Source organism: Actinocatenispora thailandica, from assembly GCF_016865425.1.
GTDB classification, from domain to species: Bacteria; Actinomycetota; Actinomycetes; order Mycobacteriales; family Micromonosporaceae; genus Actinocatenispora; species Actinocatenispora thailandica.
On record NZ_AP023355.1, the window covers coordinates 5,853,476 to 5,874,054 of the forward strand.

Here is a 20,579-nt window from a genome sequence, read left to right on the forward strand (position 1 = left end):
GTGCACCGACAGGGCCAAGATCTGCCATCTCGACTGGACCAATGGCTAGGATCGAGCACGTGGTGGACGTGCACATCAGCCTGGCCGGGCGCGGCGACCGGACCACCCGGATCTACCGGCAGCTGCGCGACGCGATCGTGGACGGCCGGCTGCGCGCCGGCACCCGGCTGCCGCCGACCCGGGAACTGGCCAGCACGCTCGCGGTGTCTCGGACCACCGTGACCGCCGCGTACGAGCGGCTGATCGCCGAGGGGTTCCTCACCGGCCGGGTCGGTGCCGGTACCTTCGTGCGGCCGGTGCCGACCGCACCCGGCGACGCGCCCGTCGCCCCGCGGCACGGGGTCCACCCGCGGGCGATCTGGCGGCAGCTGGCCGCCGAGCCGGCGCCGGACGCGTCCCCGGCCCGGTACGACTTCCGGGTCGGTGTCCCCGACCCGGACCTGTTCCCGCTCGCCACCTGGCGCCGGCTGGTCGCCGGCGAGCTGCGGGCCACCACCCTGCGCCGCCCGCCGTACGCGGAGCCGGCCGGGCTGCCGGCGCTGCGCGCCGCGATCGCGCGGCACCTGGCCCTGTCCCGGTCGGTCCGGGCCGGCGCCGACGACGTGGTCGTCACGCAGGGCGCGCAGCAGGCGATCGACCTGCTCGGCCGGGTACTGGTCGAACCGGGTGACCGCGTCGCAGTGGAGGACCCGGGATACCTGCCGGCCCGGCAGGCGCTGCGGGCGGCCGGTGCCCGGATCGTCGGCGTACCGGTGGACGGCGAGGGCATCGACGTCACGGCGCTGCCGGACGACGCCCGGCTGGTGTACGTGACCCCGTCGCACCAGTTCCCGCTCGGGGTGGCGATGTCACCGGCCCGCCGGCACGCGCTGCTCGACTGGGCCGGCCGGCACGGCGCGGTGATCGTGGAGGACGACTACGACAGCGAGTTCCGGTACGGCGCCCGCCCGCTGGATCCGTTGCAGAGCCTGGACACCGCCGGCCGGGTCGTGTACGTCGGGTCGTTCGCCAAGACGATGGCGCCGATGCTGCGGCTCGGGTTCCTGGTCGCGCCGGCCTCGCTGATCCCGGCGCTGCACGCGGCCCGCCGGGTGGCCGACTGGTACGGCGACCCGGTCGTGGCGGGCGCGATGGCCCGGTTCATCGACGAGGGCCTGCTGGCCCGGCACGTCCGCCGCGCGCAGCGCACGTACGCGGCGCGCCGCGAGGCGCTGCTCGACGCCCTGCACCGCCGGTTCGGCGACCGGCTGGCCGTGGTGCCGTCCGCCGCCGGCCTGCACGTCGCCGCCCGGCTGACCGACCGGTCCCTCGGCGCCGGCCGGTATCACGACCTCGGCCCTCGGCTCGCCGCGGCGAGCCGGGTCGGCGTCGCGGTCGACCCGCTGGATCGCTTCTGCACCAAGCAGAACCTGCAGCACGGCCTGGCCCTCGGCTTCGGTACCGTCCCCGCCGACCGGATCGACGCCGGCATCCGCCTGCTCGCCGACGCCTTCGGCGACGCCGGCGCACGGCCATAGCCATCGGCACGGTTAACCTGGTCGCCGATCGACGGAGGTGCATCGTGACCGTGCTGACCCGGTCGGCGGGCCCGGCGGACGTGCCCGCCCTCGTCGAGCTGCGCTGTTCCAACGCCGAACACCACGTTCGGCTCGGCCCTGCCGCGCACCGCGTGCCGGACCGCGACAGCGTGCGCCGCTACTTCGAGCGCCGGCTGAGCGACGGACCGGACGACCTGCTCCTGGTGGCCGAGACGGCCGGTACGACCGCTGGCATGGCCGAGGTCGTGCTGCGCCCGGAGCCGCCGGACCACCAGATCCTGGTTCCGCGCCGTACCGCGGAGGTGCACACCGTGGTACTCGACAGCCACCGCGGCCTGGGTGTCGGCCGGGCACTGCTCGCCGCGGCCGAGCAGACCGCGACGGGCCGCGGAGTCGAGGTCCTCCTCGCCGTGGTCTTCGCACCCAACCGGGACGCCGTGGGCTTCTACACCTCGGCCGGCTTCGGCCCGCACGGAACCCTGCTCGCCAAGACCCTGCCGGGCCCGCGCGAACAGCCCACCCCACCCTGCCCGTAGCTACCAGGACGGCATCTGCCGGTACGCCTCCCGGAGCCCGGCGACCGGGGCCCCGGTGTCGGCGACCGCGGCGATCACCTCGCGCGCCCGCCAGCGGTTGGATCGCACCACCCGTCCCGACTCGAACGCCTGACACGCTTCGAGTACCGCGCCCTCCGGCTCACCAGAGGTGGCGAGCGCGAGGGCGAGATCCAGTCGTGCCGCCGCGACCCGGCGCGGCCACCGGCCGGGATCCGGTTCCGCGGTGAGCCGGGCGATCACGCTACGGGCGTGCCCGGCGGCCGCCGGATCTCCCAGCCAGGCCAACGTGGTCGCCGTGTACGAGCTGAGCTTCGTCGGGTCGTAGCGGTACACCGCGCCCGGCAGCTCGGCATCGACGACGGCCGCATCGAACGATCCGCCGAGCTCGCGGCCGGAGAGGCCGACACGATCGTCACCCTGATGGAACGAGACGGCCTGCTACCGGAGTACCGGCCGTCCCTGACCTGGGTGCGCTTCTACCGGCACCGGCCTTCCCGAGGAGTCCCGGACCGGTCAGCGGTCGAGGATGAGGTTGACCCGCTGGAACTCCTTGAGGTCGGAGTAGCCGCACTTGGCCATCGCCCGGCGCAGGCCGCCGAACAGGTTCATCGCGCCCTCCGGGTCGTCGGACGGCCCGTACAGGATCTCCTCCAGGCTGCCGAGCTGCTCGCCGGCCGGGCTGAACATCCCGCGCGGCAGCTTCGGGTGGCTGGCCGCGGAGTGCCACCAGGCGCCGCCGGCCGGCGCGTCGGTGGCCATCGTCAGCGGCTCGCCGAGCATCACCGCGTCCGCCCCGCAGCCGAGCGCCTTCGCGATGTCGCCGGAGGTGGACAGGCCGCCGTCGGCGATCAGGTGCACGTACCGGCCGCCGGTCTCGTCCAGGTAGTCGCGCCGGGCCGCCGCCGCGTCCGAGATCGCGGTGGCCATCGGTACCCGGATGCCGAGCACCGTGTCGGTGGTGGAGAAGTCGTCCGCGCCGACCCCGACGATCACGCCGGCCGCGCCGGTGCGCATCAGGTGCAGCGCGGTCTGGTAGTTGGTGATGCCGCCGGCCACCACCGGCAGGTCCAGGTCGGCGATGAACTCCTTGAGGTTCAACGGCTCGTCGGTGGTCGACACGTGCTCGGCGGACACGATGGTGCCCTGGATGATCAGGATGTCGATGCCGGCGTCCAGGATCACCGGGGCCAGCTGCAGGGTGTGCTGCGGCGACACCCGCACCGCCACGGTGGCGCCGGCGTCCCGGATCTGCTTGACCCGCTCGCCGATCAGCTCCGGCCGGATCGGCTCCGCGTACAGCTGCTGCAGCCGGCGGGTGGCCGCGGCCTCCTCGTCCAGCTGGCTCAGCTCGTGCAGCACCGGCACGGGATCCTCGTACCGGGTCCAGAGGCCCTCGGCGTTCAGCACCCCGAGGCCCCCGGCCCGGCCCAGCGCCACCACCGACTCCGGGCTCATCGTGGCGTCCGACGGGTGCCCCACGCACGGGATGTCGAACCGGTACGCGTCGAGCTGCCAGCTGGTCGACACGTCGTCCACGTCGCGGGTGCGCCGGGTCGGCACCAGCGCCACCTCGTCGAGGTGGAACCCGCGACGCGCCGCCTTACCCATTCCGATCTCGACCATGTCCCGCACGATGGACCCCTCCCGCCATCCGGAGCCCGGATCGCCGCGCTGTCCGGAACTCACACCCGAAACGGCACTGTACCGGTCATGGTGACCGGCACGTGCGTCGACGGGACCACCCGATCGGTACCCGGAACCGGTCGGCGGCTCAGCGGGTGTGGTAGTTCGGCGCCTCGGCGGTCATCAGGATGTCGTGCGGGTGGCTCTCCTTGAGCCCGGCGGCGGTGATCCGGATCAGCCGGCCGCGCTCCTGCAGCGCCGGCAGCGTCTGCGCACCCGAGTAGAGCATCGCCTGCCGGAGCCCGCCCACCAGCTGGTAGGCCACCCCGCGCAGCGGACCGCGGTACGGCACCTGACCCTCGATGCCCTCCGGGATCAGCTGCTCGTCCGAGGCCACCTCGCCCTGGAAGTACCGGTCCTTGGAGAACGACTTGCCGGCGCCACGGGTCTGCATCGCGCCGAGCGACCCCATCCCCCGGTACGACTTGAACTGCTTGCCGTTGATGATGATCAGCTCGCCGGGGCTCTCCTCGCAGCCGGCCAGCAGCGAGCCGAGCATCACGCTGTCGGCACCGGCCACGACCGCCTTCGCGATGTCACCGGAGAACTGCATCCCGCCGTCGGCGATCACCGGCACGCCGAGCGGCTTGCAGGCGGCGACCGTGTCCATGATCGCGGTGATCTGCGGCACGCCGACCCCGGCGACCACCCGGGTGGTGCAGATCGAGCCCGGCCCGACACCCACCTTGACCGCGTCGACACCGGCCTCCGCCAGCGCCTTCGCCCCCTCGTACGTCACCACGTTGCCGCCGATGACCTGCACCCCGGTGTCCTTCTTGATCCGGGACACCATCTCCACCACGGCCCGGCTGTGCCCGTGCGCCATGTCCACCACGACCACGTCGACGCCGGCATCCACCAGCGTGCGGGCCCGCTTGTACGACTCGTCGCCGATGCCGACGGCCGCCGCCACCCGCAGCCGGCCGGCCGGATCCTTCGTCGCGTCCGGGAACTGCTCGGACTTGGTGAAGTCCTTGACGGTGATCAGCCCGCGCAGCCGGCCGGAGTCGTCCACCAGCGGCAGCTTCTCCACCTTGTGCTGCTGCAGCAGCGCGAAGGCGTCCTCGCGGGCCACCCCGACCGGCGCGGTGACCAGCGGCTGCGCGGTCATCACGGCGCCGACCTTGGTCTGCTTGTCGGCCACGAACCGCATGTCACGGTTGGTCACGATGCCGAGCAGCACCCCGTCCGGGTCGACCACCGGGACACCGGAGATCCGGTACCGGGCGCACAGCGCGTCCACCTCGGCGAGGGTGTCGTCCGGCGAGCAGGTCACCGGGTGGGTGATCATCCCGGCCTCGGACCGCTTCACCAGGTCGACCTGGCCGGCCTGGTCGTCGATGGACAGGTTGCGGTGCAGCACGCCGATGCCGCCGAGCCGCGCCATCGCGATCGCCATCCGCGCCTCGGTGACGGTGTCCATCGCCGAGGACACCAGCGGCATGGCCAGCTCGATGTCCTTCGTGAGCCGGGTCGCCGGGGTGATCTCCGCCGGGTCGACGTCCGATTCGACGGGCTGCAGCAGCACGTCGTCGAAGGTGAGGCCGAGCGGTAGGTTCGCGGCGGCGCCGAGCGGCAGGTCCTGGGAATGGTCGACGGGATGCGTGGCAGCCATGTTGATCCGATCTTGGTTGACCCCGGTGGCCGGGCCTGGTCGTCTTCCGGCACGCGGGAACCGTCAGCACGCCGAGCGTCAAGCGCTGCCGCCGGCCGCGTGTTCCGATCCTACGCCCGGCAACATTCCCGCCACGCGGGCTGTTCCCGGGTGCGGCCCGCAGCACGTCCAGACACCCGGGCCGGCGTGGAACCTGCCCGGTTGTCGGGATCACCCGGCCGTGCACGGGCGGCGGGCGGGCCTACCCAGGCGATACCGTGGGCTCGTGCGTGACGAGCCGCTCGACCCCTTCGCGAACGACCCGACCGACCCGACCGCCGGCCTGTTCGGTGGCGTGCCCGGCCAGCCGCTCGCCGACGACGAGCGCGACGAGGTCACCGCGGAGCTGGCCGAGCTGGACGAGTTCCAGCGGTTCCTGGAGCCGACCGGGATCCGCGGCGTGGTGTTCGACTGCGACGACTGCCACGCCGCCCACTACGTCGCCTGGGAGCTGCTGCGCAGCAGCCTGCACCACGTGCTGGAGCACGGCCGGCCGCGGCTGCACGAGCCGGCCTACCAGCCCGACCCGGACCACTACGTCTCCTGGGAGTACGCGCGGGGCTACGTGGACGGGGCGCGGGCCGCCGAGCACGACTGACCCGGCCCCGGCAGGTCACCCGTCGTCGTTGCCCTGCCTGCTCCTGCGATGGTCGGCCTTGCCGTGCGCGGCGCCCGACGACTGCACCTTCACCGATGCCGCGGCGCTCGGCGACTCCTGCCCGCCCGGCGAGGACGGGGTGTGCCCGGCGTCCGCGGACGAGTCCGACGGCGACGGCTCGGCCGACGGGCTGTCGCTGGACTCCGGCGACGGCTCGTTCGGGCTGGGGGCAAGGCTCGCCGTCAGGCCCGGCGCGCCGCTGGGCGACGGGTCCAGACCGCGGCGCACCTCGTCCGCCTTGCGGCGCAACGGCCGCGCCGCGTCGTCGGGCAGGTGCCGGACGTGTTTGTCGGCGTCGGCGAGGTAGCGCCGGGCATCGTCGTCCCGCCCCTCCCGGGCGGCCCTGCGGGCGTCGTCCACGTCGGCGGCCGCGGCGGACCGGTGCTCGGCGACCGCCGCCCGGTCCGGATAGATCACCTTCGTCACCGGGAACAGCGGGCTGTCCGGCGCGGCGCCGCCGGCGGCCATCGCCACTCCGGCGAACCCGCCGGCCGCCAGCACCGCGAACCCGGTGGCCAGGACGAGCCGGCCGGACCGCCGGCGGGGCCGGGCCCCGCGCCGCGGGCGGGACCGGCCCGGCGCCGGGCTCGTCGGCCCGCCGCGCCGGATCCGCGGCAGCTGCGGCGGCCGGCCGGCCGCCGGCTTCGCGTCCGCCGGCCCGGCACCCGCTCCGGTCTCGGCCCCGGCCCCGGTGGCTCCGGCTCCGGCTCCCGCTTCGGCTCCGGCTCCGGCTCCGGCTCCGGCTCCGGCTCCGGCTCCGGCTCCGGTGACGATGTCCTCGCGCCAGGCGGAGAGCAACTGCAGCGCCGGGTCGTCGTACCGGCCGCCGCCCTCGGCCAGGCCGAGCAGCGCATCGAGAGCACGGTCGTCCCGGGCCACCGCGTCCGCGGGCGGGGTGGCGTCGTCGGGTTCCGCCTTCCGGTCGGTGCCGGCTCGTTCGGCTCGGGTGCTCATACTCCGACCTCGTCGTACAGCTCGGCCGCGAGGGCACGCAGCCGGTTCAGCGCGCGGTGCTGGGCGACCCGCACCGCACCGGCGGTCATGCCCAGAGCGTGCCCGGTCTCCTCGGCGGTCATGCCGACACCGACCCGCAGCACGACGACCTCGCGATGCTGCGGCGTCAACCGTTCCAGCAGGCCGCGCATCCGACCGGCCGCGTCCAGCGCGATGGCCCGGGCCTCCGGCCCGGCGTTCAGATCGACCTGCTCGGGCAGCGTCGCGACCGGCTCGGACCGGTCCCGGGCGGCGCCCCGGTGGGCATCGGCGACCTTGTGCGCGGCGATCCCGAAGACGAACGCGGTGAACGGCGAGCCGCCCGCCCGGTACCGGGGCAGTGCACCCAGCACGGCGATACACACCTCCTGCGCCACGTCGTCAGCCGTCGTGTACGCGCCGCGGCCGGTCCGACCGAGTCGAGCACGGCAGTAACGAACCACGATCGGCCGGATCCGCGTCAGCAGCTCCTCGACCGCAGCGCGGTCGCCGCCGCCGGCGCGTACGGCGAGCTCGGTGAGCCCCGCCTCCGGTGATGTCATCGCCCGCTCGCACTCTCCCGTTACGAACCTTCCGCCGAACGGTAGCGTGTTTGCGGCGATCTTCGCATAGAGGTCGTCGCCGGTTGGGGCCTCGACAGACCTCCGTCGGCGCCCATCAGGGCAGGTCAGGTGGCTGGCCGTGGCCGGCACGGGCGGGCCGAGCCCGGTCACCCGACACGTCGCCCCGAGCGGCCCGGCCCGGACCCGCCCCGGCCCGGACCCGTCCCGGAGCACGGGCGGGTCCGGGGACGGCCTCCCGTCAGCTGACCAGGCCGGAGCGGAACGCGGACGCCACGGCGTGTGCCCGGTCCCGCGCGCCGAGTTTCCGGAACAGCCGGCGGGCGTGCGTCTTCACGGTGTCCTCCGAGACGAACAGTTCCCGGCCGATCTCGGCGTTGCTCTTCCCCTCGCTCATTCCCCGCAGTACCTGGAGCTCCCGTTCGGTGAGCACCCCGCGCCGCGGCCCCGCCGGCTGGGCCGGGCGGCCGAGCGTCGGGGAACCGGCGGGATTCTGCCGCCCGTTCGGGCACGCCAGCAGGATCCCCTGGGCCAGCGCGCTGACCAGGTCTTCCCCGTGTTCGCCAGCACGGATCACGCCGCGGGCACCGGCGGCGACCGCGGCCGCCGCGGCCCGCGGGTCGTCGGCGCCGACGAGCACGAGTGCGGTGTGTGGACCGCGGCTGAGAACCCGGCGGGTGAACTGCACCGGATCCGGCCGGGTCATTCCGACATCGATAAGGACGACGTCCGCCGGACGCTCGCCCATCCGGGCCAGCGCCTCCTCACCGGACAGCGCCGTCCGCACCGCGGCAGCGACGCCGAGATGCGCAGCCCAGGCAGCGATGCGTTGCGCCGCCACGGGCGTTCGTACACAGACGAGCACCGAGCGCACGTGCTTCTCCTCTCTCCCAGACAGAGAGACCCCGGTGACTCGGGCTCATGACGCGATTGTGGTGTACGTGTTCTGCGCCACAGCTTCCCCCGTCACGACGACCTCCTTCAAGGTCTCCTGTCGCAGCCGGCACGCCACTCCCCACACCGGGAACGCCTCGACCGCCGCCGCGAGCCGCTCCGCTCTTCTCAGTATCACTGCCGCGGACCGGAATAGGGGTGCGACCGCTTGTCTGCGGGCAACTTCCCGCACCGAAACGCCATAAAAGAGCAGAGACTTCGCAAGATGACGCCGTGCTTGCGCCATTTCGGCGCACCGTACCGCCCGGTAGGCCGCGTCGGCCGCGTTTTCCGGAAGATCGGAAAGGAGGGAAAGTTCGGCTGCAACCCAACCGCAACGTACGGCCGTTCGCCAGCTCGTGCCGGCCACCTCGGCCAGCGCCGCCCACCGGCACTCCGCCAGCCCCCGGTCGCCCGCACCGATCGCGTCCGCGGTCAACCCGACCAGCGCGTCCGCCCGCGCCTCCAGATCGCTGCCGGCCGCCGCCAGCGCCGCCGCGTCCAGCTCCGCGGCCCGCTCGTACCGCCCGCGCTGCCGGGCCGAGCTGCCGAGCGCGGAACGCGCCAGCGACACGTACCGCTGGTCGGTGCCCGGCCGCAGCCGGCCAGGCACCGATCCGGTGAGCCGGGCCGCGGGCAGCAGCACCTCGTCGGCCGCACCGTACCGGCCGAGCGCGATCAGCGCCACGCCCCGCAGCCACGCCGACCGCGGCCCGGCCGGTACCGGCGCGAGCAGCGGCAACGCCCGCGCCGGCCGGCCGAACCAGAGCGCCCGCTCGGCCCGATCGACCGGGGTGTCGCCGCGCCGTTTGCCGTTCGCCGGCCGAGGGTACGGCGAAGGCGGGCGCCGGGCACCCGGCACCGGCTCGGACGAGGCAGGCATCCGCTCATCCTTGCCGATCCGGACGACCGACGCGGCACCCCGCCGCACCGAACGACCGACGCGGCATCCGCCGCACTGAACGACCGACGCGGCACACCCCGCCGCGCAGGGAGGACCGATGGCAGACATTCGTCGCCTACCCGGTACCAACACCGACCGGTGGGACTGGCAGCTCGCCGGCAACTGCCGTGGGTTGGACAGCGCGATGTTCTTCCATCCCGACGGCGAGCGCGGGCCGTCCCGGGCCCGCCGCGAGCGGGCCGCGAAGACCGTCTGCGGTACCTGCCCGGTACGGGCCCAGTGCGCCGCGCACGCCCTGACCGTGCACGAGCCGTACGGCGTGTGGGGCGGGCTGAGCGAGTCCGAGCGGCAGCGGCTGATCGACGGCGGCTGGGAGGACCTGGCCGACCGGCGCCGGCACCGGGTCGACCTGCGCCGGCTCGACGCCCGCCTGTCCGGCGCCGACGAACCCGAACTGGCCTCCGCCTAGAAACCCGACGAAGCGGGCCACCTCGAGGTGGCCCGCTTCGTCGTGTCGTGTTTCGGCGCCCACAGCACCCCGTGGGGCGTGAGCGAGCCGCGGCCCGTTCGGCCGCTGGCAAGCCGAGGCGAGGCGCCGGGCGCGAACCCAAGCCTCGAATCGGCGCCGTCCAGCGGGCAAACGGGCCCGGCGCAGCGTCCCTGAGCTAGAAGCCCGGGCCGTGCTGGTGGCCGTGGCCGTGGCCGCCGGCGGCGGGCGCCTCCGGCTCCTCCGGCTTGTCGGCGACCAGGCTCTCCGTGGTGAGCAGCAGGCTCGCGATGCTCGCCGCGTTGGCGACCGCGTTGCGGGTCACCTTCACCGGGTCGATGATGCCGGCCTTGGCCAGCTCGACGTACTCGCCGGTGGCGGCGTTGAGGCCGGTACCGAAGTCGGCCTCGCGGACCCGCTCGACCGCGACGTAGCCGTCCCGGCCGGCGTTCTCGGCGATCCAGCGCAGCGGCGCGTCCAGCGAGGTGCGGACCAGCTTGACGCCGGTCGCCTCGTCACCGGACAGCCCGAGGCCGCCCTCGAGCTTGCCGGCCACCTGCACCAGGGTGGCGCCGCCACCGGGCACGGTGCCCTCCTCGACCGCCGCCTTGGTCGCCGAGATGGCGTCCTCGATGCGGTGCTTCTTCTCCTTCATCTCGACCTCGGTCGCGGCGCCCACCTTGATGACCGCCACGCCGCCGGAGAGCTTCGCGAGCCGCTCGTTCAGCTTCTCTTTGTCCCAGTCGGAGTCGGACTCGTCGATCTCGCGCTTGATCTGGGTGACCCGGTCGGCGACCGCGGTGTCGCTGCCGGCACCGTCGACGACCGTGGTGGTCTCCTTGGTGACGACGACGCGGTGCGCGCTGCCGAGCACCTCCAGGCCGACCGAGTCGAGCTTGTAGCCCAGCTCGGGTGCGATCACCTCGGCGCCGGTCAGGATCGCGAGGTCCTGCAGCATCGCCTTGCGGCGGTCGCCGAAGCCGGGCGCCTTCACCGCGCACGCCTTCAGCGTCTTGCGGATCGAGTTGACGGCGAGCGTCGACAGTGCCTGGCCGTCCACGTCCTCGGCGATGATCAGCAGCGGCTTGCTGGTCTCCAGGACCTTCTCCAGGATCGGCAGCAGGTCCTCGACCGAGGAGATCTTCTCGGTGGTGATGAGGATGTGCGCGTCCTCCAGCACCGCCTCACCGGCCTCCGGGTCGGTGACGAAGTGCGGCGAGAGGTAGCCCTTGTCGAACTGCATCCCCTCGGTGATCTCCAGCTCGGTGGTGAGCGTGGAACCGTCCTCGACGGTGATGACGCCTTCCCGACCGACCCGCTCCATCGCCTCGGCGATCAGCTCACCGATGGTGGCGTCCTGCGCGGAGACCGTCGCGACGTGCGCGATGCGCTCCTGCGTGTCCACCTCGGTGGCCTTGGCGACCAGCTCGTCGGAGATCGCCGCGACCGCCGCGTCGATGCCCCGCTTCAGCGCGGTCGGGTTGGCGCCGGCGGCCACGTTGCGCAGACCCTCCCGGACCATCGCCTGGGCCAGCACCGTCGCCGTGGTCGTACCGTCGCCGGCCACGTCGTTGGTCTTGGTGGCGACCTCCTTGGCGAGCTGCGCGCCGAGGTTCTCGTACGGGTCGGTGAGCTCGATCTCCTTGGCGACGGTGACGCCGTCCTTGGTGATCGTCGGAGCGCCGAACTTCTTGTCCAGTACGACGTTGCGCCCGCGCGGACCGAGGGTCACCTTGACCGCATCGGCGAGCGCGTTGACCCCGCGCTCCAGACCTTTCCGGGCGTCGTCGGAGAAGCTGAGAATCTTGGGCATCCCCGGTCCTTTTCGTTCAAAGATGGAACCGCCCCGGAGTCGACACGCGGTCGACTCCGGGGCGAGTGGTTACGAGAGCGTCACTTCTCGACGATCGCGAGGACGTCACGCGCGGAGAGGATCAGGTAGTCCTCGCCCGCGTACTTGACCTCGGTGCCGCCGTACTTCGAGTAGATGACGACGTCGCCTTCCTTGACGTCGACCGGGACACGGTTGCCCTTGTCGTCGATCCGGCCGGGGCCGACGGCGAGGACGGTGCCCTCCTGCGGCTTCTCCTTGGCGGTGTCGGGAATCACGATGCCCGACGCGGTCGTGGTCTCAGCCTCGTTGGCCTGGACCACGATCCGGTCCTCCAACGGCTTGATCGCAACCTTGGTCGCGGTGGTCACGGCAAGACCCTCCTGGGGTACTCATCTGCATGCCTTTGGGTGACCGGCGGATCCGTCGTCGCGGGTGGCCGGACCGCTGGCCAGTGTCATGTGTCGACACTCTCAGAAGCTCTAACGAGGGCACCTGACGGCGCTTCGTTAGCACCCCTGTCGCGAGAGTGCTAACCGAAGGTTAGGTCGACGATTGGCACTCCGTCAAGGAGAGTGCCAATCGCCACGCCGATGTTTCGGCCGGCCGGAGCGAACGCTACGCGCCCCGCCGCCCGCCGCCGCAGACTGGAGGTGGACGGAGGTGAGCAGCATGCGGGCGTCAGTTGGCGAACATCTGCACGTACACGGCCGTACGGTCGGCGAGCACGACCGGGTCGGGGAGATCGTCGAGGTGCGCGGCGAGCACGGCACCCCGCCGTACCTGGTCCGATTCCCCGACGGGCACGAGAACCTGGTGTACCCGGGGCCGGACTGCGTGGTCGACGAACAGGCCACCGGGCACCGAACCTGACGAATCATCCGCTCGGACCGCCCGCGGGTGGTCGACGCGGCCGATCCGGGCTGGGGCACCATCGGCACGGTGACCCCGGAACAGGTGACGATGCTGCGGTCCGCGGCCGGCCGCGAGGCGCTGACCGCCGCGGCGGCACTGGCGGACACCGACCTGCTCGCCGCCGTCGAGCGGCTGCGCCGGGCCGGTCGCAGCCCGGAGCTCGCCGCGGCAGCGCTCGGTCAGGCGCGGCTGCGGCAGCGCGGCGCCGGCAAGTTCGGTGCCGACGCCGACCTGCTGCTGTTCACCGACGACGGCCTGCAGCAGGCGACCCGGCCGGTCGTCGCGGCCCGCCGGGCCCGCCGCCTCGCCGCCGCCGGCCACACCCACGTGCTCGACCTGTGCTGCGGGATCGGGTCGGACGCGATCGCGTTCGCCCGCGCCGGCCTGGCGGTCACCGCGGTCGACGCCGACCCCGGTACCGCGGCCGTCGCCGCCGCCAACGCCGCGGAGCTCGGGCTCGCCGACCGGATCGAGGTCCGCGTCGGGGACGCCGCCACGGTGCACCGGGAGCTGTCCGGGCGTGGCGGCGCGGTGTTCTGCGATCCGGCCCGGCGGGCCGGCGGTCGCCGGGTGTTCGACCCCGCCGCGTACTCCCCGCCGTGGGACTTCCTGCTGTCCCTCACCGGCTCGGCGGCCTGCCTGAAACTCGGGCCCGGCATCGACCACGCGCTGCTGCCGCCCGGCGTCGAGGCCGAATGGGTCTCGGTGCGGGGCGAGGTCGTCGAGGCCGCGCTGTGGTGCGGGCCGCTCGCCCGGGTGCCGCGGCGGGCCACGGTACTGGACGGTACGTCGGCCGCCGAACTCACCGGGGACGGCACCCGCGAGGCGCCGGTCGCACCGCTGCGCCGCTACCTGTACGAGCCGGACGGCGCGGTGCTGCGCGCGCACCTGGTCGCCGAACTCGCCGAGGCGATCGACGGCAGCATCGGCGAGCCCGGCGTCGGGTACCTGTACACCGACGCCGAGGTGGCCACGCCGTTCGCCCGCGGGTACCGGATCGACGAGGTGCTGCCGTTCTCGGTGAAGCGGTTGCGGGCGGCGCTGCGGGCCCGCGACATCGGGGTGGTGACCATCAAGAAGCGCGGCATCGCGCTCGACCCGGACGCGCTGCGGCGCTCGCTGAAACCCTCCGGGGCCGGCACCGCGACGGTGCTGGTCACCCGGATCGCCGGCGCACCCACCGCGCTGCTCGCCCGGCCGCTGGCGCACTGAACCGCGGCCCGAAAAGGAGCGGCTCCGGCCGCTGGCGCGCTGAACCGCGGCCCGAAAAGCAGCGGCTCCGGCCGCTGGGACGCTGAACCGCGGCCGGGGAAATGAGCGGCTCCGGCCGCTCGACGCGGGTAACGTGCCGCACCGTGGCAGGCAAAGGTACCCCGGCGACCGCGCTGGTCGCCCGGGAACGAGTGACCCACCGGGTGCACGAGTACGCCCACGATCCGCGCGCCGAGTCGTACGGCGAGGAGGCCGCCGCGGCGCTCGGGGTGCCGCCGGAACGGGTGTTCAAGACGCTGGTGGCCGAGGTGGACGGGGCGCTGACGGTGGCGGTCGTGCCGGTCACCGGCTCGCTCGACCTGAAGGCGCTGGCCGCGGCGGCCGGCGGGAAGAAGGCGACGATGGCCGATCCGGTGGCGGCCGAGCGCGCCACCGGGTACGTGCGCGGCGGCATCAGCCCGCTCGGCCAGCGCAAGCGGCTGCGTACCGTCATCGACTCGTCGGCCGAGGGGTACCCGACGGTGTTCTGTTCGGCGGGGCGACGCGGCCTGGAGCTGGAACTGGCCGCCGCCGACCTGGCTCGCCTGCTGGCCGCCGTCACCGCTCCGATCGCCGGGCACTGACCGGCCGCTGCGGGGCGCGATGCCCCGCACCGGCTCCCGAAGGACGCGCCGGATCGGGGTACCGGAAAACTGCGGGACGGTCCGGCGGGATGCCGGCTACGGTCGGCCGGTGGACATCAACCTGGCGGAGAAGCCGACCCTGACCGGCGAGCGGGTGCTGCTGCGGCCGGTCGACGTGGCCGACACCGACGTGCTGCTCGCGGCGATGGAGGACCCGGAGGTCCAGCGGCTGACCGGCAGCCACCCCCGGCCGTACGACTCGTCGCCCGAGCTGCGGCGGCGCGCGGTCGAGGAGTGGTACCGGACCCGGCACGACCACGACGACCGGCTGGACCTGGCCATCGTCGACCGGGCGAGCGGCGAGTGCACCGGCGAGATCGTGCTCAACGAACTGTCCGTGCCGGACCGCTCGGTCAACCTGCGCATCATGATCGCGCCGCGGTGGGTCGGCCGCGGCCTGGGCAGCGCCGCGATCTCGCTGCTGCTCGACCACGCGTTCGACACCGTCGGGCTGCACCGGGTCTCGCTCGGCGTCTACCCGTTCAACCCACGCGCGGTGCACGTGTACGAGAAGGCCGGGTTCCAGGTCGAGGGCCGGTTCCGGGACGCGCTGCGCTGGGACGGCGAGTACGTCGACGAGATCATGATGTCGGTACTGGACACCGATCCGCGCTGACCGGTTCGCAGCGGCGCCGGCCGGTGGCGGAGGCTCGCGGCGGGCCCGCCCGGCGCCGGCGGCCGGCACGGCACCGGCCTCCGGTCAGGCCGGCACCGGGTCCGCGGTGCCGGGCAGCACGTCCGCGGTGCACCGGTGGATGCGCAACACCGCGAGCCGCGCCCCGGTGAGCAGCCCGTACCGCTCGATCGCAAGCCGGCCGTAGCGCGAGCAGGTCGGCGCGTACCGGCACCGGGTCGGCAGCCGCGGCGAGATCCGTTGGTACGCCCGGATCGCGGCGACCCCGGCGCGGGCCGGCACCCCGACCCGGCGGGCGGGCCCGGCCCCGGCCGGCCGAGGCCGGGCCGGCACAACGGCCGGGCGGGCCGGTAGGTCGGCCGCACCCGCCGGCACGGACGGACCGGTCGCGGTGCGGTGCAGGTACGGCAGGCCGGTGCCGGCCAGCGACACGAGCAGCGTGTGCGCGGTGTTCGAGCAGCCACCGCCGCTGCTGCCGCACCCCGGGTCGGAGCCGGCGCAGCCGCCCGACGGACCGGCGCACGAGTCGTCCAGCTGCTTGCCGCAGTCGCTGCCGGTGCCACTGCAGGCCGAGTCGCACGCCTTGCCGGCCGGATCACAGTTGACCCCCTCGACCGTGCACCCGGCGTTGCCGGTACCGGTCGGGCCACCGGTGGCGCCGCCACCCACACCCGTCGGATCGCCGGTCGGGCCGCCACCGGCACCGGGCGTCCATGGGGTGTGGCCGGGCGTCGGGCGGCCCGAACCGGCGCCGGACAACGGGCCCGGACCGGACGAGGGGCCGGCACCGGGCGCCGCGGGCGCACCGTGGCCGGGACGCTGGGTGAGCCAGACGACCAGCACGCCGATCGCGAGCGAACCCAACGCGACCAGCGCGGCGAGGCCGCCCAGCCACCGCCACGGCCGCCGCGGTACCAGCCGTCGCCAGCCGCCCGGCGGCCCCGGCGCCCCGGCGGCATCGGCCGGGTCCGCCCCGGCATGCGGGGACGCCGGTACGACGGCCCGGCCCGTCACCGCACCAGCCCCGGCGCCGCCCGCGGCGGCCTGGGTGGCCCGGCCGCCCGGCCCGCGGCAGCCGCTCTCCTCCGCCGCCGACCCACCGGCGCCCCCCGGCTCCCCGGCCGGCCGGGCGTCGCCTGGCGGCTCGGCCGCCTCGGGCCGGCCCGCCCCCTCGGCACCGCCGGGTTCCGCTGGTCCGGCCGCCGGTGGCGGGTCGTCGGGTCGGGACGGATCGGTCACGATGCCTCCAGGAGATCGGCCGACATCATCACCGACCCACGCAACCCGGGCGACCCCGCCCGCCGGCCGGGTCGGTGCCGGCCCACCGGCCGGGCCGGGTCAGGGTCGGCCGTGCCAGGACTCCCAGAGCGCGGCGTAGTCGCCGCCGGCAGCGACCAGCTCGGCGTGCGAACCGAGCTCGACGATCCGGCCGTCCGCGACGACGGCGACCCGGTCCGCGTCGTGCGCGGTGTGCAACCGGTGCGCGATCGCGATCACGGTACGGCCGTCGAGCACGGCGCCGAGCGAACGCTCCAGGTGCCGGGCGGCGCGCGGGTCGATCAGCGAGGTCGCCTCGTCGAGTACCAGGGTGTGCGGGTCGGCGAGCACCAGCCGGGCGAGCGCCAACTGCTGCGCCTGCGCCGCGGACAGCTCGGTACCGCCGGAGCCGACCACGGTGGCCAGCCCGTCCGGCAGCGCGTCGGCCCAGCCGATCGCGTCGACGGCGCGCAGCGCGGCCCGTACCTCGGCCTCGCTCGCGTCCGGCCGCGGCAGCGACACGTTGTCGGCGACGGTACCGACGAACACGTGGTGCTCCTGGGTCACCAGCGCCACCTCGCGGCGCCGGCGGGCCAGCGGCAGCGAGGTCAGCGGTACGCCGCCGATGGTCACCGAACCTTCCCGCGGCGGGTGGATGCCGGCGAGCAGCCGGCCCAGCGTCGACTTGCCCGCGCCGGACGGGCCCACCATCGCCAGCCGTTCGCCCGGTCGTACCGCGAGGTCGATGCCGCGCAACACGTCCCGACCGTCCACATAGGAGTAATGCAGGCCGGCGGCGACCAGGGTCGGCGCGGTGTCCCCTTCGCCGCGCCCGCACGCATGGTCCCCTTCGCCGGGCCTCCGCGCGGTGTCCCCTTCGCCGGACCCCCGCGCGGTGTCTGCTTCGCCGGGCCTCTGCGCGGTGTCTGCTTCGCCGGGCCCCCGCGCGCTGCCCGCTGGGGTGCGTCCCCGCCCGTCGCCCGGTTCGGCGGAGACGCCGAGCAGGCGGGCCAGCGAGGCGCCGCCGACCTGCAACTCGTCCAGCCAGGACAGCAGCCGGTCGACCGGGTCGATCAGCTGCTGCACGTACAGCGTGGCGGCCGTGACCTGGCCGAGGCTGGCCATGCCGTGCGTGTAGAGCAGCCCGCCGACCAGCAGCGTCGCCACCACCGGAAGGACGTAGCTGACCTCCGCGGCGGGGAACCACACCGACCGCAGGAACAGCGTGTACCGCTCGGCCGCGAACGACCGCCCGATGTCGCCGTCGGTGCGCCGGATCCGCTGCCGGGCCAGCCGCAGCGCCTCGACGGTACGGGCGCCCTCGACGGTCTCGGCCAGCCCCTCGTTGACGTCCGAGTACGCGGCGTTCTCGCGCAGGTAGCCGGCGGTGGCACGGCGCAGGTACCAGCGGGTCGAGACCCACAGGATCGGCACCGCGATCAGGCAGGGCAGCGCGACGAGCGGGCCGACCAGGGCCAGCGCGCCGAGCGTGAGGACGGTCGTGACCAGCGCGATGAGCGTCTCCGGCGCGGCGAACCGGACCGTGCGGGCGAGCGCGTCGACGTCCCGGGAGGTGCGGGTCAGCAGGTCACCGGTGCCGGCACGCTCCACCGTGGACAGCGGCAGGGACAGTACCCGGCGGACGAACTCCTCGCGCAGCTCGGCCAGCACCCGCTCGCCGAGCCGGAACGACACCAGCCGGGCGAAGCGGGTCAGCACCGACTGGCCGATCACGAACGCCGCGATCGCCAGCGCCACCTTGTCCACCGTGACCCGGGTGGTCCCATCCTGTACCGCCTGCACCAGGTTGCCGAGCAGCCGCGGCGCGCCGAGACCGGCGACGGCCGCCAGCGCGTGCAGGACCAGCGCGGTCACCAGCGCCTTCGGGTGCCGCCGGGCGAGGGTACGGGCGTACCGCCGGACCTGGGCCGGCGTCGCCACCGGCAGCTGCACCGTCATTCCGTCGCCTCCACGGTGTGTCGCGACCGTGGCGGCAGCGTCGGGACACCGGGCCGGTCCTCGTCGTCGTCCTCGCCGCGGAGCACCACCGCGCGGTACGCCGGGTCCGCGAGCAGTTCGGCGTGGCTGCCGGCGGCGGCGAGGACGCCGTCGGCCACGAACAGCACCGTGTCGGCCCGGCCGGCGAGCAGCGGGCTCTCGGTCAGCACCACGGTGGTCCGACCGGCGCGGAAGCCGGCCAGCCGGGACGCGATCCGCGCCTCGGTGTGCGCGTCGACCGCGGAGGTCGGCTCGACCAGGATCAGCACGTCCGGGTCGGCGAGCAGTGCCCGCGCCAGTACCAGCCGCTGCTGCTGGCCGCCGGACACCGACCGGCCGCGCTCCTCGATCGTGGTGTCCAGCCCGTCCGGCAGGCCGGCCAGGATGTCGGCCCCGGACGCGGCGTCCAGCGCGGCCAGGATCCGCTCGTCGGGCAGCGCACCGGACGGGTCCAGCTCGGCCCGCAGCGGCCCGGCGAACAGCCGGGCCCCGGTGTCGGACACCAGGATCCGGCGGCGCACCTCGGCGGCCGGCAGCCGGTCCAGCGGTACCCCGCGGAACAGCACCGAGCCGGCCGCGTACCGGCCGAGCCGGTCGGCGAGCTGCGCCGCGGCCGGCCGGCCCGACACCACCAGTACGGTCAGCGAGCCGGCGGCGATCCGGATCCCGGAGGCGGCGTCGGCCAGCTCCACCGCACCCGGCTCGTCGGGTACCGGGGCGGGCGAGGTGGGGTCGGCCAGCTCCGGCTCGATGTCGAGGATCCGCACCACCCGGCGGGCCGCGACCAGCCCGCGGGTCAGGTTGTCGGCCGCCTCGGTGAGCGTGCTCAGCGGCTGCACCAGGAACGCCGCGTACCCGTAGAAGGCGACGAGCTGGCCGGGGCTGATCACGCCGGTCAGCGCGAACCGCGCGCCGAGCCAGGTGACCAGTACGACGAACACACCGGGCAGCAGGATCTGGGTGGCGTCCAGGGTCGACTCGACGCCGGCGACCCGGTAGCCGGCCGCCCGGACCCGCTGCGACCGGGTGGCGTACCGCCGGGCGAACACCTCCTCGCCGCCCACCCCGCGCAGCACCCGCAGCCCGTGCACGATGTCGTTCGCGTACGTGGTGAGGTCGCCGGCGAGTTCCCGCTGCGCCTGCTGGCGGCGGTGCAGCGGCTTGAGCACCGGCCCGATCGCGAGCACCAGCAGCGGCACCCCGATCAGCACCAGCAGTCCCAGCGGTACCGAGGTGGTGAGCAGGATGACCGCCACGGTGACGAACGAGACGACCGAGCCGGCGAGCCGGCCGGAGATGTCCAGGGTGTTGCCGAGCTGGGCGATGTCGGTGGCGCCGACGGTGACCACCTCACCGGTCGCGACCCGCTTCGGCAGCGTGGCACCGAGCCGCACCGCGTGCCGGGTCACCACCTGCACGGTCCGGTACGCGGCGGTCAGGAAGTTGGACACGGCGAGCCGGTGTCGCATCACGCCGGCGGCGGCCTGCACCACGCCGAGCCCGAACAGCACGGCCGCCCAGTCGAACAGCGCGCGGGTGTCCCGGTGGCCGAGGCCGGCGTCGATCGCCTTGCCGATCGCGGCCGGCATCAGCGCCTGGGCGAGCATCCACGCCACCCCGAAGCACATCGCGACGAGGATCGTGCCGGCCTGCCTGCGCACCAGCCAGCGCAGGTACGACGCGGGTGAGCGGTGTACCGGAGTGCCGGGATCGGCGAGGGGCAGTCGACGCACGACCCTCGACGCTACGGCGGCACCGACGGCCACCGCGACCGAGTTTCCCCGGTACTCGGGGCGCCGGCGGCCACCCCCTGCGCAGCGTCCTTTGCTCTGCCTACCTGAGCGTGCCACCAAAGTGTTGCGTATAGGTAGGCAGAGCAAAGGAGCGTGAAAAAGGCCCGGCCCCGGAACCAGGCGCGCGCAAAGGGGCCGGCCCGGAGCAGGCGCGTGCAAAGGGCCCGACCCCGGAGCAGGCAGGCGGAAGGAGCGTGCAACGGGGCCGGGGCCGGAGCAGGCGGGCGGCCGGCGGGTCCGCCGTTCGGTCGATCCGGTGCGCCGTGCGACACAGTTCGGCGATTTGCGT

At 74.4% G+C, this 20,579-nt stretch carries 20 protein-coding genes; 8 read left to right on the forward strand and 12 right to left on the reverse strand.

All coding sequences use genetic code 11. The features are described 5' to 3' along the window. Positions 1-41 precede the first annotated feature (41 nt). Positions 42-1,517 (forward strand): MocR-like pyridoxine biosynthesis transcription factor PdxR, encoded by a 1,476-nt coding sequence (gene pdxR / locus Athai_RS26090; RefSeq protein ID WP_203963950.1) that lies wholly within the window; start codon positions 42-44, stop codon positions 1,515-1,517. Positions 1,518-1,561: 44 nt separating this feature from the next. Further along, the gene (locus Athai_RS26095) at positions 1,562-2,074 is read left to right on the forward strand and encodes a GNAT family N-acetyltransferase (protein WP_203963951.1); all 513 of its coding nucleotides are present in this window, start codon (positions 1,562-1,564) and stop codon (positions 2,072-2,074) included. On the opposite strand, the gene Athai_RS26100 is transcribed toward Athai_RS26095, so the two are convergent. The 3 genes from Athai_RS26100 to guaB form a co-directional block, all read right to left on the reverse strand. After that, complete coding sequence (locus tag Athai_RS26100; protein ID WP_203963952.1) at positions 2,075-2,428, reverse strand: hypothetical protein; 354 nt, start codon at positions 2,426-2,428, stop codon at positions 2,075-2,077. It lies immediately after the preceding gene. Between the two features lie 180 nt (positions 2,429-2,608). Then, positions 2,609-3,727: a GuaB3 family IMP dehydrogenase-related protein gene (locus tag Athai_RS26105; protein ID WP_203966188.1), complete on the reverse strand. Its 1,119-nt coding sequence runs from the start codon at positions 3,725-3,727 to the stop codon at positions 2,609-2,611. Positions 3,728-3,866: 139 nt separating this feature from the next. Further along, positions 3,867-5,393, reverse strand: a complete 1,527-nt coding sequence (guaB, locus tag Athai_RS26110) for an IMP dehydrogenase (RefSeq protein WP_203963953.1) — start codon at positions 5,391-5,393, stop codon at positions 3,867-3,869. Between the two features lie 265 nt (positions 5,394-5,658). Here guaB and Athai_RS26115 point away from each other — a divergent pair, with 265 nt between their 5' ends. After that, positions 5,659-6,030 carry a DUF5319 family protein gene (locus Athai_RS26115; RefSeq protein WP_203963954.1) on the forward strand — a complete coding sequence of 124 codons (372 nt, stop codon included), beginning with the start codon at positions 5,659-5,661 and terminating at the stop codon, positions 6,028-6,030. A 15-nt stretch (positions 6,031-6,045) separates the two neighbouring features. Here the strand turns inward: Athai_RS26115 and Athai_RS26120 are convergent, their stop codons facing one another. The 4 genes from Athai_RS26120 to Athai_RS26135 all read right to left on the reverse strand — a co-directional run bounded on the left by Athai_RS26120 (position 6,046) and on the right by Athai_RS26135 (position 9,264). Beyond that, on the reverse strand, positions 6,046-7,044 hold the full coding sequence (locus Athai_RS26120; protein WP_203963955.1) for a hypothetical protein: 999 nt from the start codon (positions 7,042-7,044) through the stop codon (positions 6,046-6,048). Further along, positions 7,041-7,625 (reverse strand): RNA polymerase sigma factor ShbA, encoded by a 585-nt coding sequence (shbA, locus tag Athai_RS26125; RefSeq protein ID WP_203963956.1) that lies wholly within the window; start codon positions 7,623-7,625, stop codon positions 7,041-7,043. The genes Athai_RS26120 and shbA overlap by 4 nt, the downstream gene beginning before the upstream one ends. A 259-nt stretch (positions 7,626-7,884) precedes the next feature. Next, positions 7,885-8,517 carry a response regulator transcription factor gene (locus tag Athai_RS26130; protein ID WP_203963957.1) on the reverse strand — a complete coding sequence of 211 codons (633 nt, stop codon included), beginning with the start codon at positions 8,515-8,517 and terminating at the stop codon, positions 7,885-7,887. 45 nt (positions 8,518-8,562) lie between these two features. Then, a complete protein-coding gene (locus Athai_RS26135) occupies positions 8,563-9,264 on the reverse strand; it encodes a hypothetical protein (RefSeq protein ID WP_203963958.1) in 702 nt (233 codons plus the stop codon). Between the two features lie 313 nt (positions 9,265-9,577). Here Athai_RS26135 and Athai_RS26140 point away from each other — a divergent pair, with 313 nt between their 5' ends. Further along, positions 9,578-9,949: a WhiB family transcriptional regulator gene (locus Athai_RS26140; RefSeq protein WP_203963959.1), complete on the forward strand. Its 372-nt coding sequence runs from the start codon at positions 9,578-9,580 to the stop codon at positions 9,947-9,949. A 196-nt stretch (positions 9,950-10,145) separates the two neighbouring features. Here Athai_RS26140 and groL read toward each other — a convergent pair whose 3' ends face one another. Together groL and groES are read right to left on the reverse strand one after the other, a co-directional pair. Continuing rightward, entirely contained in the window at positions 10,146-11,780 is a 1,635-nt protein-coding gene (gene groL / locus Athai_RS26145; RefSeq protein WP_203963960.1) for a chaperonin GroEL, read from the reverse strand. An 80-nt stretch (positions 11,781-11,860) separates the two neighbouring features. Then, positions 11,861-12,169, reverse strand: a complete 309-nt coding sequence (gene groES, locus Athai_RS26150; protein WP_030449259.1) for a co-chaperone GroES — start codon at positions 12,167-12,169, stop codon at positions 11,861-11,863. Between the two features lie 301 nt (positions 12,170-12,470). Between groES and Athai_RS26155 the strand changes: the two genes are divergently transcribed. The 4 genes from Athai_RS26155 (at position 12,471) to Athai_RS26170 (ending at position 15,224) form a co-directional block, all read left to right on the forward strand. Next, positions 12,471-12,671, forward strand: a complete 201-nt coding sequence (locus Athai_RS26155) for a DUF1918 domain-containing protein (protein ID WP_203963961.1) — start codon at positions 12,471-12,473, stop codon at positions 12,669-12,671. A 90-nt stretch (positions 12,672-12,761) separates the two neighbouring features. Next, entirely contained in the window at positions 12,762-13,925 is a 1,164-nt protein-coding gene (locus Athai_RS26160) for a class I SAM-dependent methyltransferase (RefSeq protein WP_420829844.1), read from the forward strand. Between the two features lie 143 nt (positions 13,926-14,068). Then, positions 14,069-14,548 carry a Cys-tRNA(Pro) deacylase gene (gene ybaK / locus Athai_RS26165; RefSeq protein WP_203963962.1) on the forward strand — a complete coding sequence of 160 codons (480 nt, stop codon included), beginning with the start codon at positions 14,069-14,071 and terminating at the stop codon, positions 14,546-14,548. A gap of 109 nt (positions 14,549-14,657) precedes the next feature. Next, the gene (locus tag Athai_RS26170; RefSeq protein WP_239157173.1) at positions 14,658-15,224 is read left to right on the forward strand and encodes a GNAT family N-acetyltransferase; all 567 of its coding nucleotides are present in this window, start codon (positions 14,658-14,660) and stop codon (positions 15,222-15,224) included. Positions 15,225-15,308: 84 nt separating this feature from the next. Here the strand turns inward: Athai_RS26170 and yidD are convergent, their stop codons facing one another. The 3 genes from yidD to Athai_RS26185 all read right to left on the reverse strand — a co-directional run bounded on the left by yidD (position 15,309) and on the right by Athai_RS26185 (position 20,230). Then, on the reverse strand, positions 15,309-16,481 hold the full coding sequence (gene yidD, locus Athai_RS34445; protein WP_239157174.1) for a membrane protein insertion efficiency factor YidD: 1,173 nt from the start codon (positions 16,479-16,481) through the stop codon (positions 15,309-15,311). A gap of 99 nt (positions 16,482-16,580) precedes the next feature. After that, entirely contained in the window at positions 16,581-18,458 is a 1,878-nt protein-coding gene (locus Athai_RS26180) for an ABC transporter ATP-binding protein (RefSeq protein ID WP_203963964.1), read from the reverse strand. Next, a complete protein-coding gene (locus Athai_RS26185) occupies positions 18,455-20,230 on the reverse strand; it encodes an ABC transporter ATP-binding protein (protein WP_203963965.1) in 1,776 nt (591 codons plus the stop codon). The genes Athai_RS26180 and Athai_RS26185 overlap by 4 nt, the downstream gene beginning before the upstream one ends. Positions 20,231-20,579: the final 349 nt, after the last annotated feature.

Excerpts from the sequence above, each read along its gene's own strand:
- Athai_RS26120 (WP_203963955.1), bottom strand. The coding sequence starts at position 7,044 with ATGAGCACCCGAGCCGAACGAGCCGGCACCGACCGGAAGGCGGAACCC.
- Athai_RS26180 (WP_203963964.1), bottom strand. The coding sequence starts at position 18,458 with ATGACGGTGCAGCTGCCGGTGGCGACGCCGGCCCAGGTCCGGCGGTAC.
- pdxR (WP_203963950.1), top strand. The coding sequence starts at position 42 with ATGGCTAGGATCGAGCACGTGGTGGACGTGCACATCAGCCTGGCCGGG.
- Athai_RS26160 (WP_420829844.1), top strand. The coding sequence starts at position 12,762 with ATGCTGCGGTCCGCGGCCGGCCGCGAGGCGCTGACCGCCGCGGCGGCA.
- guaB (WP_203963953.1), bottom strand. The coding sequence starts at position 5,393 with ATGGCTGCCACGCATCCCGTCGACCATTCCCAGGACCTGCCGCTCGGC.
- groL (WP_203963960.1), bottom strand. The coding sequence starts at position 11,780 with ATGCCCAAGATTCTCAGCTTCTCCGACGACGCCCGGAAAGGTCTGGAG.
- shbA (WP_203963956.1), bottom strand. The coding sequence starts at position 7,625 with ATGACATCACCGGAGGCGGGGCTCACCGAGCTCGCCGTACGCGCCGGC.
- Athai_RS26140 (WP_203963959.1), top strand. The coding sequence starts at position 9,578 with ATGGCAGACATTCGTCGCCTACCCGGTACCAACACCGACCGGTGGGAC.
- Athai_RS26155 (WP_203963961.1), top strand. The coding sequence starts at position 12,471 with ATGCGGGCGTCAGTTGGCGAACATCTGCACGTACACGGCCGTACGGTC.